The sequence below is a fragment of the Mesorhizobium sp. M0047 genome (assembly GCF_040323315.1).
Taxonomy (GTDB): domain Bacteria; phylum Pseudomonadota; class Alphaproteobacteria; order Rhizobiales; family Rhizobiaceae; genus Mesorhizobium.
Genome location: NZ_JAMYUW010000010.1, coordinates 175203 through 195961, shown reverse-complemented (window position 1 = coordinate 195961; position 20759 = coordinate 175203). Strand labels below are relative to the sequence as shown.

The 20759-nt window shown below is 61.5% G+C and carries 24 protein-coding genes; 9 read left to right on the top strand and 15 right to left on the bottom strand.

Annotation, left to right across the window (positions count from 1 at the left end; all coding sequences use genetic code 11):
• Positions 1–204 precede the first annotated feature (204 nt).
• Positions 205–990, bottom strand: a complete 786-nt coding sequence (locus tag NKJ89_RS12615; protein ID WP_352602758.1) for a DUF1236 domain-containing protein — start codon at positions 988–990, stop codon at positions 205–207.
• A 191-nt stretch (positions 991–1181) separates the two neighbouring features.
• Here NKJ89_RS12615 and NKJ89_RS12610 point away from each other — a divergent pair, with 191 nt between their 5' ends.
• The 4 genes from NKJ89_RS12610 to NKJ89_RS12595 all read left to right on the top strand — a co-directional run bounded on the left by NKJ89_RS12610 (position 1182) and on the right by NKJ89_RS12595 (position 2976).
• Positions 1182–1481: a DUF1236 domain-containing protein gene (locus tag NKJ89_RS12610; RefSeq protein WP_023759824.1), complete on the top strand. Its 300-nt coding sequence runs from the start codon at positions 1182–1184 to the stop codon at positions 1479–1481.
• Between the two features lie 276 nt (positions 1482–1757).
• Entirely contained in the window at positions 1758–2123 is a 366-nt protein-coding gene (locus tag NKJ89_RS12605; protein ID WP_352602757.1) for a PRC-barrel domain-containing protein, read from the top strand.
• Positions 2124–2207: 84 nt separating this feature from the next.
• A complete protein-coding gene (locus NKJ89_RS12600; protein WP_352485736.1) occupies positions 2208–2486 on the top strand; it encodes a hypothetical protein in 279 nt (92 codons plus the stop codon).
• Positions 2487–2826: 340 nt separating this feature from the next.
• Positions 2827–2976, top strand: coding sequence for a hypothetical protein (locus tag NKJ89_RS12595; protein WP_245266653.1), 150 nt, complete (start codon positions 2827–2829; stop codon positions 2974–2976).
• Between the two features lie 143 nt (positions 2977–3119).
• Here the strand turns inward: NKJ89_RS12595 and NKJ89_RS12590 are convergent, their stop codons facing one another.
• Together NKJ89_RS12590 and NKJ89_RS12585 are read right to left on the bottom strand one after the other, a co-directional pair.
• Positions 3120–3560 (bottom strand): DUF2267 domain-containing protein, encoded by a 441-nt coding sequence (locus NKJ89_RS12590; protein WP_352602755.1) that lies wholly within the window; start codon positions 3558–3560, stop codon positions 3120–3122.
• Between the two features lie 59 nt (positions 3561–3619).
• Complete coding sequence (locus NKJ89_RS12585) at positions 3620–3964, bottom strand: type 1 periplasmic-binding domain-containing protein (protein ID WP_352602753.1); 345 nt, start codon at positions 3962–3964, stop codon at positions 3620–3622.
• A gap of 76 nt (positions 3965–4040) precedes the next feature.
• Here NKJ89_RS12585 and ku (NKJ89_RS12580) point away from each other — a divergent pair, with 76 nt between their 5' ends.
• The 3 genes from ku (NKJ89_RS12580) to NKJ89_RS12570 are packed head-to-tail and all read left to right on the top strand — an operon-like array spanning position 4041 to position 7156.
• Positions 4041–4841 (top strand): non-homologous end joining protein Ku, encoded by an 801-nt coding sequence (gene ku / locus NKJ89_RS12580; RefSeq protein WP_352602751.1) that lies wholly within the window; start codon positions 4041–4043, stop codon positions 4839–4841.
• A gap of 51 nt (positions 4842–4892) precedes the next feature.
• On the top strand, positions 4893–6161 hold the full coding sequence (locus tag NKJ89_RS12575; RefSeq protein WP_352602749.1) for a cytochrome P450: 1269 nt from the start codon (positions 4893–4895) through the stop codon (positions 6159–6161).
• Positions 6158–7156 (top strand): ATP-dependent DNA ligase, encoded by a 999-nt coding sequence (locus NKJ89_RS12570; protein WP_023759817.1) that lies wholly within the window; start codon positions 6158–6160, stop codon positions 7154–7156. The genes NKJ89_RS12575 and NKJ89_RS12570 overlap by 4 nt, the downstream gene beginning before the upstream one ends.
• Positions 7157–7238: 82 nt before the next feature.
• Here NKJ89_RS12570 and ligD read toward each other — a convergent pair whose 3' ends face one another.
• From ligD to NKJ89_RS12555, 3 genes are all read right to left on the bottom strand, one after another.
• Complete coding sequence (gene ligD, locus NKJ89_RS12565; protein WP_352602747.1) at positions 7239–9782, bottom strand: DNA ligase D; 2544 nt, start codon at positions 9780–9782, stop codon at positions 7239–7241.
• A 3-nt stretch (positions 9783–9785) separates the two neighbouring features.
• Entirely contained in the window at positions 9786–10655 is an 870-nt protein-coding gene (ku, locus tag NKJ89_RS12560) for a non-homologous end joining protein Ku (protein WP_352602745.1), read from the bottom strand.
• A gap of 353 nt (positions 10656–11008) precedes the next feature.
• Positions 11009–11209: a hypothetical protein gene (locus NKJ89_RS12555; RefSeq protein ID WP_352602743.1), complete on the bottom strand. Its 201-nt coding sequence runs from the start codon at positions 11207–11209 to the stop codon at positions 11009–11011.
• A 224-nt stretch (positions 11210–11433) separates the two neighbouring features.
• On the opposite strand from NKJ89_RS12555, the gene NKJ89_RS12550 reads away from it, so the two are divergent.
• Positions 11434–11874, top strand: a complete 441-nt coding sequence (locus NKJ89_RS12550; RefSeq protein ID WP_352602742.1) for a hypothetical protein — start codon at positions 11434–11436, stop codon at positions 11872–11874.
• A 62-nt stretch (positions 11875–11936) separates the two neighbouring features.
• Here NKJ89_RS12550 and NKJ89_RS12545 read toward each other — a convergent pair whose 3' ends face one another.
• The 7 genes from NKJ89_RS12545 to NKJ89_RS12515 form a co-directional block, all read right to left on the bottom strand.
• A complete protein-coding gene (locus NKJ89_RS12545; RefSeq protein ID WP_352602740.1) occupies positions 11937–12164 on the bottom strand; it encodes a hypothetical protein in 228 nt (75 codons plus the stop codon).
• A 10-nt stretch (positions 12165–12174) separates the two neighbouring features.
• Positions 12175–12354, bottom strand: coding sequence for a hypothetical protein (locus tag NKJ89_RS12540; RefSeq protein WP_084025452.1), 180 nt, complete (start codon positions 12352–12354; stop codon positions 12175–12177).
• A gap of 232 nt (positions 12355–12586) precedes the next feature.
• The gene (locus NKJ89_RS12535) at positions 12587–13357 is read right to left on the bottom strand and encodes an SDR family oxidoreductase (protein ID WP_352602738.1); all 771 of its coding nucleotides are present in this window, start codon (positions 13355–13357) and stop codon (positions 12587–12589) included.
• Positions 13358–13370: 13 nt separating this feature from the next.
• Positions 13371–14366, bottom strand: coding sequence for an ABC transporter permease (locus tag NKJ89_RS12530; protein ID WP_352602736.1), 996 nt, complete (start codon positions 14364–14366; stop codon positions 13371–13373).
• Positions 14367–14516: 150 nt separating this feature from the next.
• A complete protein-coding gene (locus tag NKJ89_RS12525) occupies positions 14517–15557 on the bottom strand; it encodes a sugar ABC transporter substrate-binding protein (protein WP_023759807.1) in 1041 nt (346 codons plus the stop codon).
• A 40-nt stretch (positions 15558–15597) separates the two neighbouring features.
• Complete coding sequence (locus tag NKJ89_RS12520; RefSeq protein WP_023759806.1) at positions 15598–16362, bottom strand: ATP-binding cassette domain-containing protein; 765 nt, start codon at positions 16360–16362, stop codon at positions 15598–15600.
• Entirely contained in the window at positions 16359–17525 is a 1167-nt protein-coding gene (locus NKJ89_RS12515) for an ROK family transcriptional regulator (RefSeq protein ID WP_352602734.1), read from the bottom strand. The genes NKJ89_RS12520 and NKJ89_RS12515 overlap by 4 nt, the downstream gene beginning before the upstream one ends.
• A 303-nt stretch (positions 17526–17828) precedes the next feature.
• Here NKJ89_RS12515 and NKJ89_RS12510 point away from each other — a divergent pair, with 303 nt between their 5' ends.
• The gene (locus NKJ89_RS12510) at positions 17829–18578 is read left to right on the top strand and encodes a methyltransferase domain-containing protein (protein ID WP_352602732.1); all 750 of its coding nucleotides are present in this window, start codon (positions 17829–17831) and stop codon (positions 18576–18578) included.
• 220 nt (positions 18579–18798) lie between these two features.
• Here NKJ89_RS12510 and NKJ89_RS12505 read toward each other — a convergent pair whose 3' ends face one another.
• Positions 18799–20103, bottom strand: coding sequence for a M23 family metallopeptidase (locus NKJ89_RS12505; RefSeq protein ID WP_352602730.1), 1305 nt, complete (start codon positions 20101–20103; stop codon positions 18799–18801).
• A 148-nt stretch (positions 20104–20251) separates the two neighbouring features.
• Positions 20252–20719 carry a peroxiredoxin gene (locus tag NKJ89_RS12500; RefSeq protein ID WP_023759803.1) on the bottom strand — a complete coding sequence of 156 codons (468 nt, stop codon included), beginning with the start codon at positions 20717–20719 and terminating at the stop codon, positions 20252–20254.
• Between the last annotated feature and the right edge of the window lie 40 nt (positions 20720–20759).

The window sequence follows — 20759 nt, the reverse complement described above, 5'->3', positions numbered from 1 at the left end:
CGGCGGCCCGAACACGCGATTGATATAGGCGGGAACAATCAGCTGCAGAGCGCTGGAGAGAAAGCAGCGAGAGGGCGAGATCCACGAAACCGCCCAGCTTTATGGCGGCGACAGCCACGGAGCAGCGTATCAGACTGGGCTTGATTATGGATATCAGTGTGGAAAGGCCCGCCATGCCTTCGGCGCGGCGGGCATGTGTCCCCGTCAGGTCAGGATAAGGACGATCTTCAGCGTATTCGGGTCAACGATCACGATGCGGCCATCGGCCAGCACGAAGTACTCGTAGCCCTCATAGGCCGGGACAATCTTGACGATACGGGCAGGCAGACGATGCAGCCGAACCTTTTTCCTGGGAATCTCAACGCCTACGCTGATGTCGAAGGTCACATTCGACACCGGTTCGACCCTGGTCTCATGGATCACGTTGACGATCTGCGTCTTCTGTTCGACCGTCACGTTGTTGATGGACGCGGTCGAGGTGTTGTCCTGGGTCGAGGTTTTGCCTTGGGCCTGCTGATTGGTGGTCATGCCGGCTTTGCCCTGCGCTTGCTGGTTGGTCTGGGTCGACGCCTTGCCTTGGGCCTGCTGGTTGGTGGTCATGCCGGCTTTGCCCTGCGCCTGCTCGTTGGTCTGGGTCGAAGCCTTGCCCTGGACCTGTTCGCCCTTCTTCGAGCCCTTCTTGCAATTGGGCATTCCAGGTGTGCAGTTGGTGCCGGCCTGATCCTGCGCCTGCTGCTCGGTGGTTGCGCCAGCCTTGCCCTGGGCCTGCTGCTCAGTCTTCGCATTGGCCTTGCCCTGGGTCTGCTCTTCGGTCTTGATCTTGCCCTGGGCCCGCTGGCCCATATTGGAACCCTTCTGACATTTGGCGGTACCCATCGTGCACTTGGTATCGCCGCCCGACTGGTTGTCCGCAGGTTGCTGCGTTTGGGCGAGTGCCGCCCCGCAACTGACGCCAAGCGCCAGCATGCTGGTGATCAGAACGCGTTTCATGGGAATTCTCCTTGAACGTGTGAGTCCCTTCGCGGGGTAGAACTCTGACCCAAAAACTTTGTTCCCGGTCTGTTGGCGGGCGGTTCGGAGGAACAAGCTGCATCCGATGGCGTTTACAACTAGGCAGCCCGGGCTGCGGGCGGCAACGATGTGACGCACAGGAGACCATCCAGCTTTCAAAGGAGACCATCATGAGATTGCATCTTACCAGTGTTGCGGCGGGCTTCCTGCTGCTGGCGGGCGTTGGCGCGGCGGCTGCTCAGGATGTGGTGATTCAACCCGAGCAGGAGACGGTCATCAAGGAGTATGTGAGGAAGCAGCCTCTGGCTTCAGTTAACCTGCCCGGCGTCGAGCTCAACATCGGTTCCGCCTTGCCCGATACCGTCGAACTGCACGAGATACCCAACGTCCAATACCGCTATGTCGTCGTCGACAATCAGACGCTGCTGGTAGATCCGAGCACCCGCAAGGTGGTCAAGGTGATTCAGTGATCGGCGATCAATTCGGACGGGGGCGCTGCACGGAATTCCGACGCGCCTTTTTCCGTAGCAGAGGCGGTGAGGGTACCCTCGTCGCCTTTCGCTACTGTTCGAACCGAGGACCAGGAATTCCGTTATCGGCAGGCGTTATCGCAGCCGTGTAACGACGTGCTGTGCGACGGCCACTCCGTCGAGTCCGGACCACAGAGCACCGGCAGTTTTTTGGGAACATCAGCGCCGACCGCCCGTTTGGTGGGTATCTGACTTGGACAGAGAGGAGCTCAAGAAATGCCAACTCCGAGTGGCCATACCGACGCCATCCGCGCCTCGCGCGTGATTGGCACAACTGTTTACAACACGGCGGGCAAGGAAATTGGTACGATCGACGACGTGATGCTCGAAAAGACCGCGAATGGCATCATGTTCGCAGTGATTTCCTTTGGCGGTTTTCTGGGCATCGGTGAAAGATACCACGCGGTGCCATGGTCCCTCTTGGATTATGATCCGGACCGCGGCGGATACGTTGTCTCTTTCAGCACAGATCAGCTCAAGGCCGCGCCCGCCTACTCGATCGATGAACTCACCGTCGATGATGGAAGGCCGGCCCGCGAAGCTTCGTATCGATATTGGAGGGTCGAACCCTACTGGCACTGATCGTTATGCCAGCCCTTGCGGCGTATGCTGATGTGGGCGCGAATGCGCGCTCCGAAGGTGAATGCCGAAGCCTAGGAGAGCCCGATGACACCAGGCCCGATGACACCAGGTAAGAAACCCGTCGTCACATCCGAAGGACCAGCACTCGAAAAGCAGGATTGGGACGCGATCCGAGGCAGCGAGGTTCTTCCGGATGGTGTGCCGCCAGACGGCGACAGTCGCAACGCCACCGAGAAGAGTGGTGAATTGCCCGACGAAGAGGACGATAACGCGTACCAGAACAGCGACGAAGCGCTGCCGGATGACGAGGAAGAGCGTCTCATTTCGCAGAACCCCTCGAAGCTGGACATCGACGAGCCGTAGAATTCCCTCAGTCGACGGTTGCAGGAAGACGCGCGAAGCAGCGTGGAACGACAGCTTCCAGTCGCTGAGCTGGATAGCGACGCTCTCAAATGCTCTGTGAGAGCGGCTGGTCATTGCGCAGGGGATCGGATGTCAGGACCGACATGCCTCATCTTGTTGATCCTGAAATCCGCATCCTCCGCAGCAAGGACTAGGAGAGAGTCCACAACGAGAATCGTGCCGACGAATAGCGCGGTTCGTGGGAGATTACTGGATACGATGGAGGCAGCAGCCAATGTCACGCGGAAGCAAGAAACAAATCGGAGCGGGTTCACGTGGAAAGGGTTCCGGCACGGGCGCCATGACCATGACGCCGAAGGACAAGCTCAAGGAAAACCAGATCCTGTCTAATCGCGACAAGGCCCAGCATACCCGAGAACGTGGCCTGGATTCCAAACAGGTCGCAACCGAGCAGCGCCAGGACCAGTCTGCCAACCGTTTGCGGGACTGACGGCCCATCGGCGTCCGCAGCGCGCTGGTAACTTGCGAAAAAGAGGATTGGTGGCTTTCCGGGGTGCGGAACCCGCTTCCACTGGTTCGGGAGGCACTGAACGTCTCCTGAGCACCAACTGAAAATGATAGGCTGGTTTAGCGCTATCGGACGCCGACGCTGTCGGGCCAGAGCGCCTGGATTTCCTTCGGCAGCGCATCCCGCACCTTTGCCGACTGGCCAAGGTCAACATGCCGCGCCAGCACCCGAAAGACCGAACGCGCCGCATCCTCGGGGTCGACAGGGCGAATGGTCTTCAATTCCTCACTGATACGCTGCGAGAATTCTTCCAGCGAGCCTGTCTTTTCGGGCTCAGCCGCAGGCCGGTACTGGTCATAGTAGGCGCCGCGTACCAGCAGCGGCAGCTCAGCGCCCAGTTTGGCGGCGAGCCCGAGTTGCAGCCTGTCCCTTAGCGTCCGCAGGACAGCGCCCAATATGTGCCAGGCAATGCGCCGGTCGGGACCCAGGTCGGCCATGATCTCGTCGAGCCAGATGTTGGTGGTCTGCAGCGTCTTGTCGAAAACATCCAAGCCGGTTGCGCTCATCATCGCCTCCTTGCAAACTCATGACTGGAGCGAAACGATGCTCGGGGACAATTGTTTCGCTATCCGAGGACAAAAATTGTCTCGGTGGCGAGCAAATTGGTGCCTGTGGCAAGCACTGGAAAACCGGGCCAGAGGTCGGAAGACAGCAATGCCCGCGAGAATGCGCACGCCATGCTGTGGCCGTACATCGTTTCCGTCTCGATCAGAACAGCGCGGCGCTTGCCCATTACATCGTAGAGATATCGGGCAATGGCTGCTCCGGTCTGATCGTCCCGGTTGGTGAAGCGAAAGACGTTCGTCAAAGCGCGCTCGGTCAGCGCCGTGTCGGAAGCGATGGGCGTGATCATCGCGAGGTCGTAGGCGGCATAGATATCGGCCGCGGCGATGGTGACGATGTTGTTCACGGCCTCGAGTGCCGTGAGACCGGGAACAATCGCTCTGTCTGGCGCGTTCGACTGTTTTGCATCTCAAGGTTTCCCAATGGCGCCACGTCCCTTCTGGAAAGGCTATCTGAAGCTCTCGCTGGTCACCTGCCCGGTCGCGATGACGCCCGCTACCACCGAGAGTGAAAAGGTCCGCTTCCACACGCTCAATCGCAAGAGCGGGAACCGCGTCATCAGCCAGTATGTCGATGCCGTCAGCGGTAAGCCGGTGGCTGAGGACGATGAGGTGAAGGGCTACCAACGCGGCGAGGACGAATTTGTGCTTCTCGAGGATGAGGAGCTCGACGCGGTCGCACTGGAGAGCACGCGGACGATCGATATCGATATGTTCGTCGAGGCCGACAGCATCGGCTGGATCTGGTACGACAAGCCTCACTACCTGACGCCGGACGATCCGGTCGGGGAGGAGGCATTCTCGGTCATTCGCGATGCGATGAAGTCGACCGGAACCGTTGGGATATCGCGGCTGGTGATGTATCGGCGCGAGCGTGCCGTGATGCTGGAGCCGCGCGACAAGGGCATTGTGCTGTGGACGCTTCGCTACGGCGATGAGGTGCGCGACCCCAAGGGCTACTTCGGCCAGATCAGCGAGAGAAAACCTGACAAGAAGCTGATGGACATGGTCGAGACCCTGATCGACGAGCGTACCAAGCAATGGGATCCCGCCATGTCGGCAGATCCCGTCCAAGCGCGACTGCTGGAGATCATCGCCTCGAAGAAGAAGGGCAAGAAGCGCCCGGCCAAAGCCAAGGCCGAGGCTGGGCAGCCGCCCAGCAACGTGATCGACATCATGGATGCGCTGCGCAAAAGCATCCGTTCGGAGGCGGGAAAAAAATAGGTCCTTGGAGGAGGAAGGGCAGGGTGGCGGCGGCGCAAACGAGGCAAGATCATGAAGGCCATCCCCCATGAACCCGCTTTGGACAATACACTGGCACTGCTTCGCGAAGTCTACGAGTTTATCGGCCGTCGATGCGACCGGCTCAACACCGACATTTTTGCCACGCGCCTGCTGTTGAAAAGGGCGATCTGCGTCCGCGGCGCAAGCGCCGCCGAAATGTTCTATGGCGGCGACCGCTTCACCCGAAACGGTGCGATGCCGCAAACGACGCTGCGACTGCTGCAGGACAAGGGCAGTGTCCAGGGTCTCGACGATGGCGCCCATCGCCACCGCAAGGCAATGTTTCTTTCCTTGCTCCTTGCGGCGGATCCGGTGGAGCGCCTGCGCACGATTTTCCGCGAGGAGTGGCTTGAGGCGCTGAGGCACTGGCAGCGGCGCGGCGAGATCAGCCTGTTCGAAGAGGTGAACCTCATCCTGACGAGATCCGTCGCGCGATGGTCGGCACTGCCGCTCGACGAAATCAGCGCCGAAGGCCTCTGTCGCGAACTGAGCGGCATGGTCGAGAATGCCGGCGGTTTCGGACCGAACACGTGGCTTGCACTTTGGCGGCGCCGGCGAACGGAGCGATTTGTCGGCTCCGTGGTACGGCGTATCCGCTCAGGAGAACTCACGCTCGGCGAAAACGCACCGATCCGGATCATAGCCGAGCATCGTGATGAGACAGGAAATCTGCTCGAAATATCGGACGCAGCGGTCGAAATCATCAATATCCTGCGCCCGGTGGTCGCGATCGGCCGCTACATCGTCTTTACCGCCATGGCGCTGAACGAGCAGCAACAATGGGCGGATCGCTTCGCAGCCGGGGATGAGGCCAGCCTTGAAGCGTTCGCCGAAGAGGTGAGACGGCTTTATCCGTTCTTTCCGTTCATCGGCGGCGTCGCCCGGGAGACGTTCGAGTGGCATGGCTACAGGATCGACAAGGGCGCCTGGGTGCTGCTTGATCTCCACGGTACCAATCATGACCCGCGGCGGTTTCCCGCGCCGGACACCTTTTCGCTCGACCGCGACATTGGCTGGCGGATGCAAGGCTTCGATTTCGTACCGCATGGTGGCGGCGACGCTTCGGTTACGCATCGTTGTCCGGGCGAGGCAGTGACAGTCGCGTTGATGAAGGAGGCGATCCGTGTGTTAACCCGATCGATGACGTACGAAATCACCGACAAAGTGTCGCCGCTGGACCTGTCTCGCATACCGGCACTGCCGAAAAAGGGCCTGCGAATGCGCGACATCCGCCGCAGCGACACCGGGGCAGGGCAATGAGCGGCGACTTCGCCTTGCCACTCGACACGCCTCCCATGGAAGCCAAGGCGGCAGACGAAATTCCCGAAGGAGAGGGTTGGCAATATGAGCGCAAATGGGACGGCTTCCGTTGCCTGGCGTTCCGACAGGGCGAGGCGGTAGATCTGCGTGCGAAATCGGGCAAGCCGCTCGGCCGATACTTTCCCGAGCTCGTCGCGACATTGAAGGAGCTGCCGTCGCCGCGCTTTGTCGCCGATGGCGAGATCGTTGTCTCGATCGCCGGTAAATTGTCATTCGCCGCGCTGCAGATGCGGCTTCATCCGGCAGCGACGCGGATACGCAAGCTGTCCGTCGAAACGCCGGCCGATCTGATCTTGTTCGACATACTCTGCGACGAGCATGGAGAACTCATAACGAACCGGACGCTGAAGGAACGCAGGGCGGCGCTCGAGGAGTTTGTCGCTTCGGCCGATCGCAAGAACATTCTACTCTCGCATGCTACACGCGACGTAAGCGAGGCACGTTCCTGGCTGAGCGATGCAGGACATGGATCGACGGACGGCGTCGTCGCCAAGCGGCTGGACGAGCCATACCGGCCAGGCGTGCGGTCGATGGTGAAGGTGAAGCGACTGCGTTCGGCCGATTGCGTGGTCGGCGGTTTTCGCTATCTCAACAACAGTTCGCAGGTCGGCTCCTTGCTGCTGGGCCTCTATGATGATGCGGGCAAGCTCGATCATGTCGGGTTCACCTCGACAATTGCAAATGACCACAGGGCCGAGCTCACCCGCAAGCTTGAAGCGATGCGCGAACCGCCGGGCTTCACCGGAAAGGCACCGGGTGGGCCGAGCCGCTGGAGCACCGAGCGCAGCAGCGAATGGGAGCCGGTTCGGCCGGAACTGGTGGTGGAAGTTCGATTCGATCATGTGACCGGCGATCGTTTCCGGCACGGCACCAAATTCCTGCGCTGGCGACCGGAAAAGGCGCCAGAGCAGTGCACGTTCGAGCAAATCGCCTAGGCAATTCCAGGCAAGATGTGGAAACGGTTTTGCTACCCGGAATGGCGTCAAGGCAAAGGCGCCTGCTCTGCGTTGATGCTCCTCAAGCCGCCTTCTTGCGCTGGCGCTCTTCGATTGGCACCGCGGCTGTGCGAAAATCTTGCCATGGATCGGAAGACAGCGAGACAAGCCGGGTTGGGGTGTTTTCCACTGTGAAATAGGCCGGCCCGACGCTGGGACCGAGTTCGTCCCATGACAGCGGCATCGAAACTGCCGCTCCCGGCCGTGCCCTTGTCGAATAAGGAGCGACCGCGGTGGCACCGCGCTGGTTGCGCAGATAGTCGACGAGGATTTTCCCGCGCCGCTTGGACTTTGTGATGGTCGCGACGTAGCGGCTGGGGCTGTCGGAGGCCATGGCGTCCGCGACTGCCTTGGTGAAGGCTTTTACGGCGGGCCATTCGGCTTGCGGCTTCAACGGCGCTACCACATGCAGGCCCTTGCCGCCGGAGGTCTTGAGGAATGGGACAAGCCCTGCTTCCCGCAGCCGCTCGCGTGTCTCGACAGCCGCTTCGGTCATCGCCTCCCAGCTCACGCCCTCGCCGGGGTCGAGATCCATGATGATCGTATCGGGACGCTCCCAGTCGCTCACCATCGACCCCCAGGGGTGAATCTCCAGCGCCGCCGACTGGACGAGACCCATCAAGCCGTCGAGGTCGTTGATGCTGATCAGTTTCACATCCGGCGGATCCCTGGGATCCTGGACCAGCACGATGTTGGGATTGAGACCCTTCCAGGCATGCTTCTGGAAGAACTGCTCGCCTGAAATGCCGTTGGGGCAGCGCAGCAGTGCCAACGCACGCCCGACCATATAGGGCGACGCATAGCGCCAGGCTTCGGCATAGTAGTCGGCGAGGCCCTCCTTGGTGACGCCCTGGTCCGGCCAGTAGAGGCGATCGGGATGGGTGAGCTTGACGGTCCGCCGCTGCGGCTGTTCGGTCTCCTTGTTCATCTTCGTCGCCTCGCGGACGATCTCTTTGGCTGGCTTGTCTTCGCGAAGTCCGCGAAACGAGGCATGGCGAAGATTGCCGTCGGCGGTCCAGGCGCGAAACTCGATCTCGGCGACGAGTTCGGGTCTGACATAACGGACCTGCCGCGCCTCTTCCGCACTCAGCCGCTCGTCGAACGGGCTCAAGGCAACGCGCATGCGCTCGAGTGTCTTGAACAGGTCCTGCGCGACCGCGGCCGTGTAACCAGTGCCGACGCGCCCGACATGGTGAAGCTTGCCTTGGTCATGGACGCCGAGCACGAGCGAGCCGATGGCATTGCGCGAGGTGGTCGACGGCACATAGCCGGCCACAACGAACTCCTGCCGCGCGGAGCATTTGGACTTGACCCAATTCCTGCCGCGGCCGGAGCGATAGGGCGCATCGCGAAGCTTGGAGACGACGCCTTCGAGGCTCAGCCGGCAGGCATGCCGCAGCACCAGCGCGCCGTTCTCCTCGAAATGTTGGCTGTAGCGGATGAGCTCTGGGCCGGCGGCTGTGATCTTTCCCAACAGCTCCTTGCGTTCGGCCAAGGCGACATCGCGCAGGTCGTATCCATCGAGATACAGCAGGTCGAAGACGTAGAAGCGAAAGCGATCGTTGCGCCCGGTGCTGAGATCGGCTTGCAGGGCGCCGAAGTCGGATGCGCCGACCGATGTCTCAACCACGAGTTCGCCGTCGATCAGTGCCGTGCCGACGGCGAGTTCGGCCAGCGCCGTAACGACCGCCTTGCCGAACTTCTTCGTCCAGTCGAGGCCGCTGCGCGTCAGCAGCTTGACCTGGCCGGCTTCGATCCTGGCCTGCAGCCGGTAACCGTCGAATTTGATCTCATGCAGCCAGCGTTGACCTGATGGCGCCGAGGAAACCAGCGTCGCCAGCGTCGGCTCGACGAAATCCGGAAGCGCCGCCTTCCTGGCACCTTTGATGCTGGACGGGTCCGGCAGGTCGACAGGGGCGGTCTGCTCTTGGAGCGGGGCGGCCTTTACGTGGCGGCCACGGGTCTTTCGGATGCGGCCGGTTCTCGACGACCAGCCGGGCTCCTCGCCGGCGATATCTTCGATCTCGCGGCCGGTCAGGACCGATTCCGGACGCTCGTCCAGGATGTCGGCCTCGCTCTCGTCGCGCGCGGCGTCGTCGTCGCCCTTGATCAGCAGCCAGTTCTCACGTTTTTCCCGCGGCTTTCCGGCCATTCGCACCAGGTGCCACCGGCCGCCAAGTTTCTCGCCATGCAATACGAAATCCATTTGGCCCTTGGCGTAGCCACGGCGGGCATCGCCGATCGGGGTCCAGGTGCCCTTGTCCCACAGGAGGACGGCCCCGCCGCCATATTCGCCCTTCGGGATCGTCCCTTCGAAGCCGCCATAGTCCAGGGGATGATCCTCGACATGCACGGCAAGACGCTTTTCGCCGGGGACGAGGCTCGGTCCCTTGGTGACCGCCCAGCTCTTCAGCACGCCATCCATTTCGAGACGGAAGTCGTAATGGAGCCGCGTTGCGGCATGTTTCTGGATGACGAAGCTGTTGCCGGTCTTCGCCGCCTTGCGGCCCTGCGGTTCAGGGGTGATGGAGAAATTGCGCTTCTTGCGATAGGTCTCGAGTGCCATCTGTCAGCCGGCTTTCCGACGCAGTGCGTTTTCCTTTGCCCTCGCACGCTGCGGTTCCTTGGATTTTGCAGCGCCTTTCCGCGGCGTTGGCTGTTTTTCGCCAACGCCTGCACTTTGGCGCAGCGCGTCCATGAGGTCGACGACCTTCTCGCGCTTCGGCTGCTTGGGTGGCTCGATCTTCCTGCCCTCAAGCTTCGCCTTGACGAGTTCGGCGAGCGCCGCCTCGTAGCGGTCGTCGAATGTGGTTGGGTCGAATTTGCCTCGCTTGGTTTTGATGATGTGCTCGGCCAGATCGAGCATCTCGCCCTGGACCTTGATGTCGGGTACGTCCTCGAAGGCGTCGGTCGCCGAGCGCACTTCATAGTCGAAATTGAGCGTGGTCCCGATCAGGCCCTCGTCGTAGACGCGGATAAGCAAGGTGCGGACGCGCCGGAACAGAACCGTTTGGGCGATGGCGGCGACTTTCTTCCGGCGCATGCCTTCACGGATGAGCGTGAATGCCTCTTCGCCATGCTTGTCCGAAGGGGCTAGGTAGTAGGGTTTGTCGAAATACACGTCGTCGACGCCCGAGCAGCCGACGAAGGCCGAGACCGACAGTGTCTTGTCGCTTTCGGGGACGGCGGCGGCGACCTCGTCAGGCTCGACCACGACATACTCGCCCGAACCTGTCTCATAACCCTTGACCTGCTCGTCCTTCTCCACCGGCTTACCGGTCTCGCTGTCGACGAACTCGCGATGAACCCTGTGGCCGGTCGCGCGGTTTACCGTGTGAAAGGCAATCCGCTCGGAGGTCGAGGCGGCTGTGTAGAGCGCCACCGGGCAGCTGAGCTCCCCTACCTTCAGGAAACCTTTCCAATTTGCCCTGGGCGCCAAGATACTGCCTCGCTGGTCCAACACGTGATGAGGTGCAACGTGGCGGCGCCGGGATTTGTTCCTGGAGATAAACAATCATGCCATGCGATCGCTGGCCGCCACCTGCAAGCCCTCTCTTCGCGCGCCTGCCGAATGGTGTCGTACCGCCTGGCGAAAACTTTGGAAGCAGTGTCGGGCCGCGAAGGAGTCGCGCCCTCGCAACCACGACGGGTGGCGATCAGACTGGAACGCCGCCGGCGCAATGAAGCGCTGGGCTGTTCGTCGTTTCACATCGAGCAGCCGAGCCTTTTGGGAACGGCGGAACATCAACGGCTCCGCACCAGGCGCCGGTGGTTCGTTGGCTCATGCCGGTGTTACGGACCTCCGGCCATGGAGCCGACGACAACCATAACCAGCGCGTCGACGTCGATCTCGCCATCGACGATTATTTTATCGCCATCCCGTCGAACCTTGAGTTTCGACGGGTTTTCGGCCGCCTGCCTTTCGAGTTCCTCTATCACTCCGGTGATCGCCTTGACCTCGAGCGGTCGCGCTTTCATATCGCTGGCACCCATTCCAGAACACTCCTTCTTTTGGCTTGGGATAATGCTTGAATTCGTATTCGAAGCGACCCCATGGGATGCGGCGGATGTGATCCTGTCGCCAAGCTAACCCTCGAAGGCGAGGAGTGTTCCCGAACAGTGTCCAACGACGCGACCGTCAGCGGACCTCTCGCTGGGTAGTTGGAACATTTCCTGTCCGGCCCAGTTTGTTGCTAGGAGCATATCGGGAGTGACACATGGCAAAAGATGGCGATGAACATGGCCGTATCCGCGAGCGTGGGCTGAACGCAAGGCAGACGGAATCCGCGCGCAAGAGCGGATGGTCAGACCCGGTGTCGCAGGCGCCGAATGAGCCGGAGCCAGTGTCGACGGGGATGGTCACCCTTGTCGACCACGAGGCTATTCGGGATTGGGCGGCAGCACGCGCTGGCTTCCCCGCGCTTCTCCCAGCCGAGCCTTCGATCGAACAAAATGAGCCCTCGCTTGTCATCGTCTTCGGCCAACACACCTATCAGGACCAGGACCGAGGAGCGGATCGACCACCGACCATGGGTGGACCGGAACAGGTTGAATGGGAAGAATGGTTCGAGATTTTTGACGCCCGCGGACTGGCACTTGTGGTGGCTGAAGACAGGCCCGGCGTCCGCGAGCAATTTCATGAGTTGGTAGCACGGTGAGCTGGCGGTCCCGTACGGAGACGCCACTCACGGCTCCCGGTCGTTCATCCTTCGATTTCTGCTCAGCCGGATTGTGGTTGGTGCGCTGGCCTGGTGCCGCCACCTTTCCTTTCTGCGTCATGCGTATGGTGGCTGTCACGCTCGCCGCCGCCTCCAGATATCCTGCTGCGCTTGCGCTGGTCGGAATCCGCGGGCGGTTTGTTGATCTTGAGCGGAGCCTTGGCATTTTCGTGTGAAGCGCCAGGGCCACCCTGCCGGATGCTCGCAGGGGTTTTCTTGGACGTGGACATCTTTCTCGCCTCAGCGGTCTTGCTGATTGATCTGATGAGTGGTGTTGACGTTGATATTGCCTTGCTGGCCCTGCTTCTCGGGGTTGGGAGCCTGGCGTTTGCTCGCCTCATCGAGCCGAACCGACTTGCGTTCGCCGACACCCTTGGGACTCCGATTTTCGGCTGGGACCGGTGGGGGTTTCTTGCTCATGGCTGAACTCCTTCCTGGAGAAGAACCGATGGCACGGTCGATTGTTCCGCGAATTGCCGCGCGCACTGATCATCACGCGTTCTCCGCGCTTCGGTCGGGAAGCTAAGGTCCTGAGAAGCCGAACACAGCCAATTGCCCGGCGGTCGCTGCCGAGGTTCGCCGCACCGTCCGCGAGCGGTCAAGCCGTCGCCGAAGTGCGAGGCTGAGTCACTCGCCAATGCGAGCGCAATGCTCAAGGCGGCAAAAGCCTGAAATCATTGCCCTCGGGCAACAGCTGTCCGCCGTCGACAACAATGGTCGTGCCGGTGATGTAGCTGGCATCGTCGGAAGCCAGGAACAGGAAGGCGTTGGCGACGTCGCGCGGGCTGCCAAGGCGGCCGAGAGGAATGGAATCCTCCATGTTCTTGATGTAGGCCGCGCCGCGATGCAGCTCGATCGCTTCGGTCAGGATGTTGCCTGGTTCGACGCCGTTGACGGTGATGCCGTAGCCGGAGAATTCGAGCGCTGCAGCGCGGATGAAGCCGTTGATGCCGGCCTTGCTGGCGGAATAGTGGCCGTGGCCCGGGCTGGTGACGTGTGGGCCGGTGATGGACGAGGTGTAGAGCATGCGGCCGAAGCCTTGCGCCTTCATCGGCACCAGAGCGGCGCGGCTGGCATTGAAGGTGCCGCGTAGATTGACCGCCATGACACGGTCCCAGTCGTCGGCACTGGTGTTTTCGATCAACTGCCAGGGATAGATGCCGGCATTCTGCACGATGATGTCGAGGCGGCCGTGTTGTTTGAGCGCCAGTGCCACGGCTGCCTCGGCATCGGCCATCAGCGAGATGTCGGTGCGGATGAAAGGGACGGCGAGCTCGTCCGCGGTCGCTTGTCCGGCCCCATCCTCCGTGTCGGCGAGGACCAGCCGAGCACCCTCTTCGGCGAAGCGCCGTGCAATGCCCTTGCCGATGCCGCGGGCGCTGCCGATGATCAGCGCCACCTTGTCCTTCAGTCGGTCGGTCATGCGAGCAGTCCTGTCATGCGAGCCTCTGGCGGATGGTTTGCTTGAAGGCATCGAGCAGCACTGCGGCCAGAACCAACAGGCCATGGATTACCTGTGTGAAATTGGCCGGCAAGCCCATCAGGTTGATTGCCGTGTTGATAGCTGAGAGCAGCAGCACGCCGGCATAGACGCCGGGCAAGGTGCCGACACCGCCTTTCAGGCTGACGCCGCCAATCACCACCGCGGCGAAAGCGTTGAACAGCAGGCCGACGCCGAGATTGGCGGTGGCTCCTGACGTGCGGATCGCCAGCAGCCAGCCGGCAAGGCCGGCGATCGCGCCGGCGAGAACGAAGGCGATGACGAGATTGCGGTTGACGCGGATGCCGGCGCGAAAAGTTGCCGTCTCGTTGCCGCCGATCATGACCAGATGCCGGCCGAACGGCGTCTTGGCCATGATCAGCGAGAAGACGACGAAGCAGCCAACCGCGATCCAGGCGGTGAGCGGCAGGCCGATAAGGCGCTGGATGCCGAACCAGCGGATGGCCGGCGCCAGGTCCTGCGCCGAGCGGCCGCCCGAAACGACCAGCACAAGGCCGCGTACCCAGATGTAGGACGCCAGCGTGATGATGAAGGCGCTCATCTTGACCTTGACCACGAGGTACCCGTTGACGGCGCCGATGATGCCGCCGACAGCAAGCGCCAGCAGCAGCGACACCGGAACCATCATCCATTCCGGGTGGAGTTGGACGCCAAGACCAATCCCAGCCGAGCAGAACAAGATGCCGACGGCCATGGCACTGAGCGCGGCCACGGATTCCACCGACAGATCCATGTGACCGGCGATGATGACCAGCGCCAGGCCGATCGACATGACGCCGAGCACGCTCGAAGCCTCGATGATGTTGGCGAAGATGCCGAGCTGGAAATAGTTCGGGACAAAGATGGAGAATACCGCCAGCACGAACAGCAGCATGAACCAGACGAGGTTATCGAGAACGAACTCCAGGGCTTTGCGTGTGCGCGGGTTCATAGGATGATCCGGTTGGCGCATGCCCCCGCGAAATCAATTCGATTCCGTCGGATTCAGGCGCGGAGTCAAATTCGCCACGGCGTCCTTTCGGACGCGGCGTTGTGAAAGGGCAGGCTCCGGGCCACTACGGCCCGGAGCGCTTTCAGATGACTATTCGACGGACTTGATGGTGTCCGTCGGCGGCTTCTGGTTGCCCCAGAAGGCCGGGTTGTCGACATTTTCCTTGGTGATGGCGGCGCCGGGGATCTTGATGTTCGGGCCCCAGGCTTCCTTGGTCACGGTCGATTTCAGGCCGAGCACGTCGTATTCGCCGGGCTTGATCTCTTCCTTTTTGACGATCTTGTCCATGAACATGGCGACAGCCGCGGCTTGCGCGTAAAGCGGCTGCTCGACTTCGACGTTGAGCCAGCCCTTGCGGATCAGGTCGAGTCCGACCGGCGCGCCGTTCGAGCTCATCAGCATGACGTCACCCGGCTTCTTGCCGGCGGCCTCGAGCGAGGCGACGGCAGCGACCGACAGGTGCGCGGCATGACTGAAGATGAGGTCTATGTCGGGGTTTGCAAGGATCTGGTCGTTGACGATAGTCCCGGCTGCATCCGCCGCCCACTGCATGGCCGGAAGCGAGATGATCTTGACGTCCGGGAACGCCTTCATCTTCTCCTCAAAGCCCTTCTGGATGTCGAGCGTATAAGGGTCACCCGGATCGCCGAGCACTTGCAGCACCTTGCCCTTCACCGAGCCGTTCTTGGCTTTCAGCAGTTTCTGGGCCTGGTCGGCGGCGACGTAGCCGATCTCGACCGTTCCGGCGACAGAGGTGAAGTCGGAGGGCGTAGCGGTGATCTGGCGGTCGAACTCGACCACGGGGATGCCGGCCGCACGGGCGGCCTCGACGGACGGTTTCAGCGCATTGAAATCGACGGCCGCCAGAATGATGGCCGCCGGCTTCAGCGCGATGACGTCGTTCATCTGCGATTGCTGAGCGTCGGTCTTGTTGTCGGCGTTCAGCGTCTTCATCTCATAGCCGGTCTGCTTCAGGAACAGCTCCAGAGCGCTCACCGAGCCGGTCTGGAACTCATCCAGCAGTGTCGGCACCAGATAGTAGACGATACCCTTGGACTGCGCGAATGCCGGCGTGAGCGTGGCAAAGGCCAATGCCAGGATACCGAAGACAGCAAGAAGTATTCGCTTCATGTCGTTCGCTCCTCTTAAGCCGGACCCCTCTTTTTGTCCCTCAGCCCGCCGGTCCGGCACCGGCAAGCGTCTCCCCGGTGATCATGTTGATCACCGCGTCGGGACTTGTTTTATTGCGTGCGACGTCGCCCGCCACGACGCCTTGCCGGATCACAACGATCCGATCGGCGACCTGGAAGGCCTGTTGCATAATGTGAGTGATGATGACGACGCCGATGCCCTGGTTGGCCACCTGGCGGATCATGTCGAGACCGCGCCGCGTCTGCTCGACACCAAGGGCTGCGAACGGTTCGTCGAGCAGCACCAGCTTGCCGCCCCAGTGCACGAAGCGGTTGAGTTCGATGGCTTGCCGCTGACCCCCCGAAAGGTGCTCGACATTGGTGCGCAGCGACGGAATACGGGTGCCGGCACTGGCCAGCGCCTTGCCGACGACGGCTTCCATGGCGCGCTCATCGAGCACGGGAATGCCAAGAACCTTCCTGGTAATCTCGCGGCCCATGAAGAAATTGGCGACCACGTCGACATTGGTGCACAGCGACAGGTCCTGGTAGACGGTCTCGATGCCCGCCGCTTTGGCCTCGGCGGGTGTTCGGGCAAGGAACTCCTTGCCTTCGAACAGCATGCGGCCCGAGGTCGGCTCCAGCCCGCCAGCGATGATCTTGACCAGTGTCGATTTGCCGGCGCCGTTGTCGCCGAGCAGCGCCACGACTTCGCCCTTGCCGATCGAGAAGCTGATCCCCTTGAGCGCTTCGATGGCGCCATAATTCTTGGTGACGTTGTCGAGCACCAGCAAGGGTTCGTTCATGCCGCAATCTCCCTGCCTTTGAGAAGGTCGCGCTCGCGTTCACGTTCGGCAGCGAACATCTGGCCGAAGCGAGGCGACAGCACGCCGGAAACCGCAAGGGCGGCAGCGCCGCGCAACACCGAATGTTGGCCGCCGCGCGCGACGAGGATTCGAGGTGTCGTGCGGTCCTGCCGTGCCGAAACGGAGTTGTGCAGGCCGACAGTCGAACCAGCCAGCCGTTCGAGCAGATCGGTGGATGCCAGCCCGCCGAGGATGACCGTTTCAGGGTCGAACAGGTTCTCGATGGTGGCGACGGCATTGTGAAAGATCGGTGCGACTTCGGCCACCCATTCGGCCTCGCCGCCGGTCCAACGCCCCCGCGCTTCGAGCGACAGGTAGCGTTCGAGACAGCCTCGGTTGCCGCACGGGCAAGCCTCGCCACCGGGAACGACGGGAATGTGCCCGATCTCGCCGGCATTTCCCCAGGCGCCGCGCAATGCGGAGCCGTCATGAACCATGACCCCGCCAAGGCCGACGCCGAAATAGAGATAGTAGTATTCGGAAAACTGGGCGCCGAGGCCATAGAGGCGCTCGCCCATGGCTGCAGCCGCCATGTCGGTTTCAAAGAAGGCCGGCAGCCCGGTGGAAGTCGCCAATCGCTCACCAAGCGCCACACCCTTCCAACCGGTCATGGTGGTCGGACCGACGAAACTCATGGATTCGACATCGAATGGCCCGGGCAGGGCCAATCCCACGCCCAGCACGCGCCCTCCAGCCCGCAGTCGGGTCAATTCGATCACCATCGCTCCGATCAAATCGAAGGCATGGTCCGGCGTCGCGTTCGGCGCCTCGCGATAGGTGCTCTCGATGACGTCGCCGCTCAGATTGATCAAGGCTGCACTGATGCCAAGCGGGGTAATGTGAACACCGACGGCATAGCCGCCCTCGGGATTGATGCGCAGGGTCGCCGGGGGCAGGCCGCGCCCCTTAGGCTCTTCGCGCAGCGACAGGATATAGCCTTGCTCTTCCAACTCGCGAACGATGGTCGATACGGTCTGGACGGTGAGCCCGACGCGCCGGGCGATCTCGCCGCGGGCGATCGGCCCATGCAGGCGGATGGACTCAAGCACGATGCGCCGGTTGTACGGCCGCCCGAACTCCTGATTGGTCCCCCGCAGTGCCATGATTTGCGCGCCCTTAGGAGAGACTAGCTTGGCACCTGTTATTTATTCAGTCAAATGGAATTCAAAAATAAATCGGTGAGGCGAATCCAAATCCAGAGAAGGCCGTGGACCGCACACCCGGTTCAGGACCTGCTCACGCGTCGTCGTAGGCCGATTGCCACCATGTCGAACCGCGCCAAGGGTGAGTGAACCAGTCGACCCACAAGCGAGGAAGGCAGTGCGAAACTCTGAGGGGCTTGATCTTTACTGTCGCTCGCGCACTCGAATTCTGGTACAGGGCCAGTTTTTGGAGGGGGAAGTTTTGTGGGCAAAGACTTAAGCAAGGAGTACGGACCGGCATTCTTTGAATCTCGCAGCCGGGAGGTTGGTATTGCTGAAACGGTCCTGCGGCCTTTAATTAGCCTACTGCGGCCGAAATCCATTGTCGACTTTGGAACAGCTACGGGATCGTGGCTCGCCGCGTCAAAACGCCTGGGCGTGCAGAAAATAAGAGGTATCGACGGACCTTGGGTGCCCGCAGAGCAGAGGCTCATCGCGCCACACGAACTCACCGAAGCGAATTTTGAAGAAGAGTTGCCCGACCTTGGGCGATTCGATTTGGCGATTTCGGCAGAAGTGCTGGAGCATATCTCTGGCCCGGCGTCTCTCAGAGCCGTCGAGTGGCTGTGCCGTAGTGCGCCGGCAGTGCTGTTTTCTGCCGCTATTCCGTTTCAGGGCGGCATGCACCACATCAACGAACAATGGCAAAGCCATTGGGCAAATGCCTTCGAAACATGCGGCTTCAAAGCCTACGACATAATCCGGCCGGTGATTTGGACTGACACGTCAATCCCCGTTTATTACCGGCAAAACCTGATCTTTTTGGCTGACGACGAGACCGCAAGAAATCATGGTCTCGTCCCGGTCGCCCCTGCGTTCCTTGATCGCGTTCACCCTGAAGAGTACTTTTCAAAGGTGACAAAGCTAAAGCGGCGCACCATCACGGGGCGCATCAAATGGCTGCTTGCCGGCATGCATCGGCCGGAACGGTCCACGCTCCCGCAAAAGAGCTAAGCGGCAAAGACGGCGCCGGGCATGTCGACGCTGGTGCCATTTGAGGCTGAGGTGGAACGTGTTGGATGCCGACCAGGCTTCGACAATCTGCGTCCGCCCCGCAAGGGGAAAGCCCGAACGGCGACAAGAGTCCGAAAAAGGAATGAGGTCTGCGCGAGATAGAGGTTGGCCGAACGGCTCGATTGCCTGAGAGCGGGATTCAGCTCCCGGCCTGCATTCCTCAGAGGTACTGTGCGACCTTCCGGCCGACGGTGAGGAAGCGCAGTGGATCGATCGCTTCGCCATTGTGGCGGACTTCATAATGCAGATGCGGGCCGGTCGAGCGGCCGCTGCTGCCGGTCTTGCCGATGACGGCGCCGGCATCCAGTTTCTCGCCCACGGTCACGTCGATTTCGCTGAGATGTCCGTAACGCGTCGCAAAACCATTGCCGTGGTCGACTTCCACCATGCGGCCATAGCCGCCGTTCCAGCCTGCCTTGGTGACGATACCGGGAGCCGTGACCTTGGCTGCCATGCCGATCGGCGCCCTGAAATCCATGCCGGAATGGAGTGCCGCGGTGCCGAGAAGGGGGTCGGTGCGCACCCCGAACGGGCTGGTGACGGAATGACCCGGCGCCGGGTTGGTGAGCGGCAGCCGGCGCGCTTCCTTCTTGAGATGGTCTAGCGCGTCAAGCGCTTCGTCCAATTCCTTGACCTTGCTGTCGAACTTCATCGAGGAGTCGAGCGGGATCAGCGGTCCGCCGACATCGCTATCGCCCTTGCCGAAATCGCTGTCGACCGGCAGTCCCGCTGCCTGAAGCGCCTGTGTGATCGCGTCGGCGCTCTTGTAGGCGTTGTCGGCAAGTGTGCTGATGCGGGTCAGTTGGTCATTCTCGATGGATTTCAGCGACTGGTTGATCGACACGAACAATTTGTCGGCGCGATCGGCGGCTGAATCGTTGGGCAGCGGATCGGTACGGGTCGACCACAGTGAAAACGGCCTGGTGTCGCCGGCGCCGAGGTCGACGCTCAGGCTGGCGACCGCATAGTTCTGCGCAGGCTCCTTGATGCTGCCGGTCACTTCGGCGCGTTTGTCCGGCTTGCCCTCCGCTGCCGGATCTTCGGCTGGCGTCGCGCCGACTTCGTTCTCCGCTCGATCGAGCAGCGGGCCAAGCCGACCGTGGCGCTGGGTCAATTGGCTCTGCCGTTCCAGCAACTCGCTGACCTTGGTTTCCATCAGCTGCTGGTCGAGCAACTGGCGACTGGTGATGCGGTCGACCTGGGCGCGAAGCGCCGAAATGCGATCTTCATAGGCTTGCTGCATGCGTGCCTGCCGCGCCGTGGTTGCGCCGATCAAATCGTCACGCAGCACGAGATAAGAGGTGGCCATGAGGTAGCCGATGGCAATGGCGGCCAGCGCCGAGCCGACAAAAGCCGCGAGCCAGGGACGGATCGTGAAGTGCCTGATCTCATTGCCCCGGGCGATGATGACCGTATGGGGCTCCTTGCGCCTGCCGAAGACTGCTGACTGACCGGTTGCGTTCACGGGACCAAGCTTTCGGTTACGACACCACGACAGCTTGACTACACATTATTAAGGTTAACAAAGGCTTGTTGTGCACCGGCTTGCGGCGGCACCCGTCAGGCGAGCATAAGGTTTGGGGGGAAGGCACGAACAGCCGTGCGGTAAGCGCTCAAAGCGCGCGAACGGCCTCGAGCACCTCTTCGGCATGGCCCTTGACGCGGACCTTGCGCCAGATCCTGGCGATCCGTCCGTCGCGACCGATCAGGAACGTCGCGCGCTCGACGCCCATGTATTTGCGGCCATACATCGATTTCTCGACCCACAGATGGTAGGCCTCGATCACTTTGCGCTCCTCGTCGGCGGCAAGGTCGATGGTCAGATTGTATTTCGACTTGAACTTGTCGTGCTTCCTGGCGGTGTCGGGCGACAGGCCGATCACCACGGCGCCCGCCTTCTCGAAATCCGGCTTCAGCTGCGAAAAGCTGATCGCCTCTTGCGTGCAGCTTGTTGTGTCATCCTGCGGATAGAAATAGAGGACAATGGGCTTGCCGGAGAATGCGGCAAGGCTGAGCGATCCGCCGCCGTCGCGCGGCAGATCGAATTGCGGCGCAAGATCGCCTACGTCGAGGTCAGCCATACCGATGCCCTTGTTTGAGGTTACGCGCGAAGCCACACCG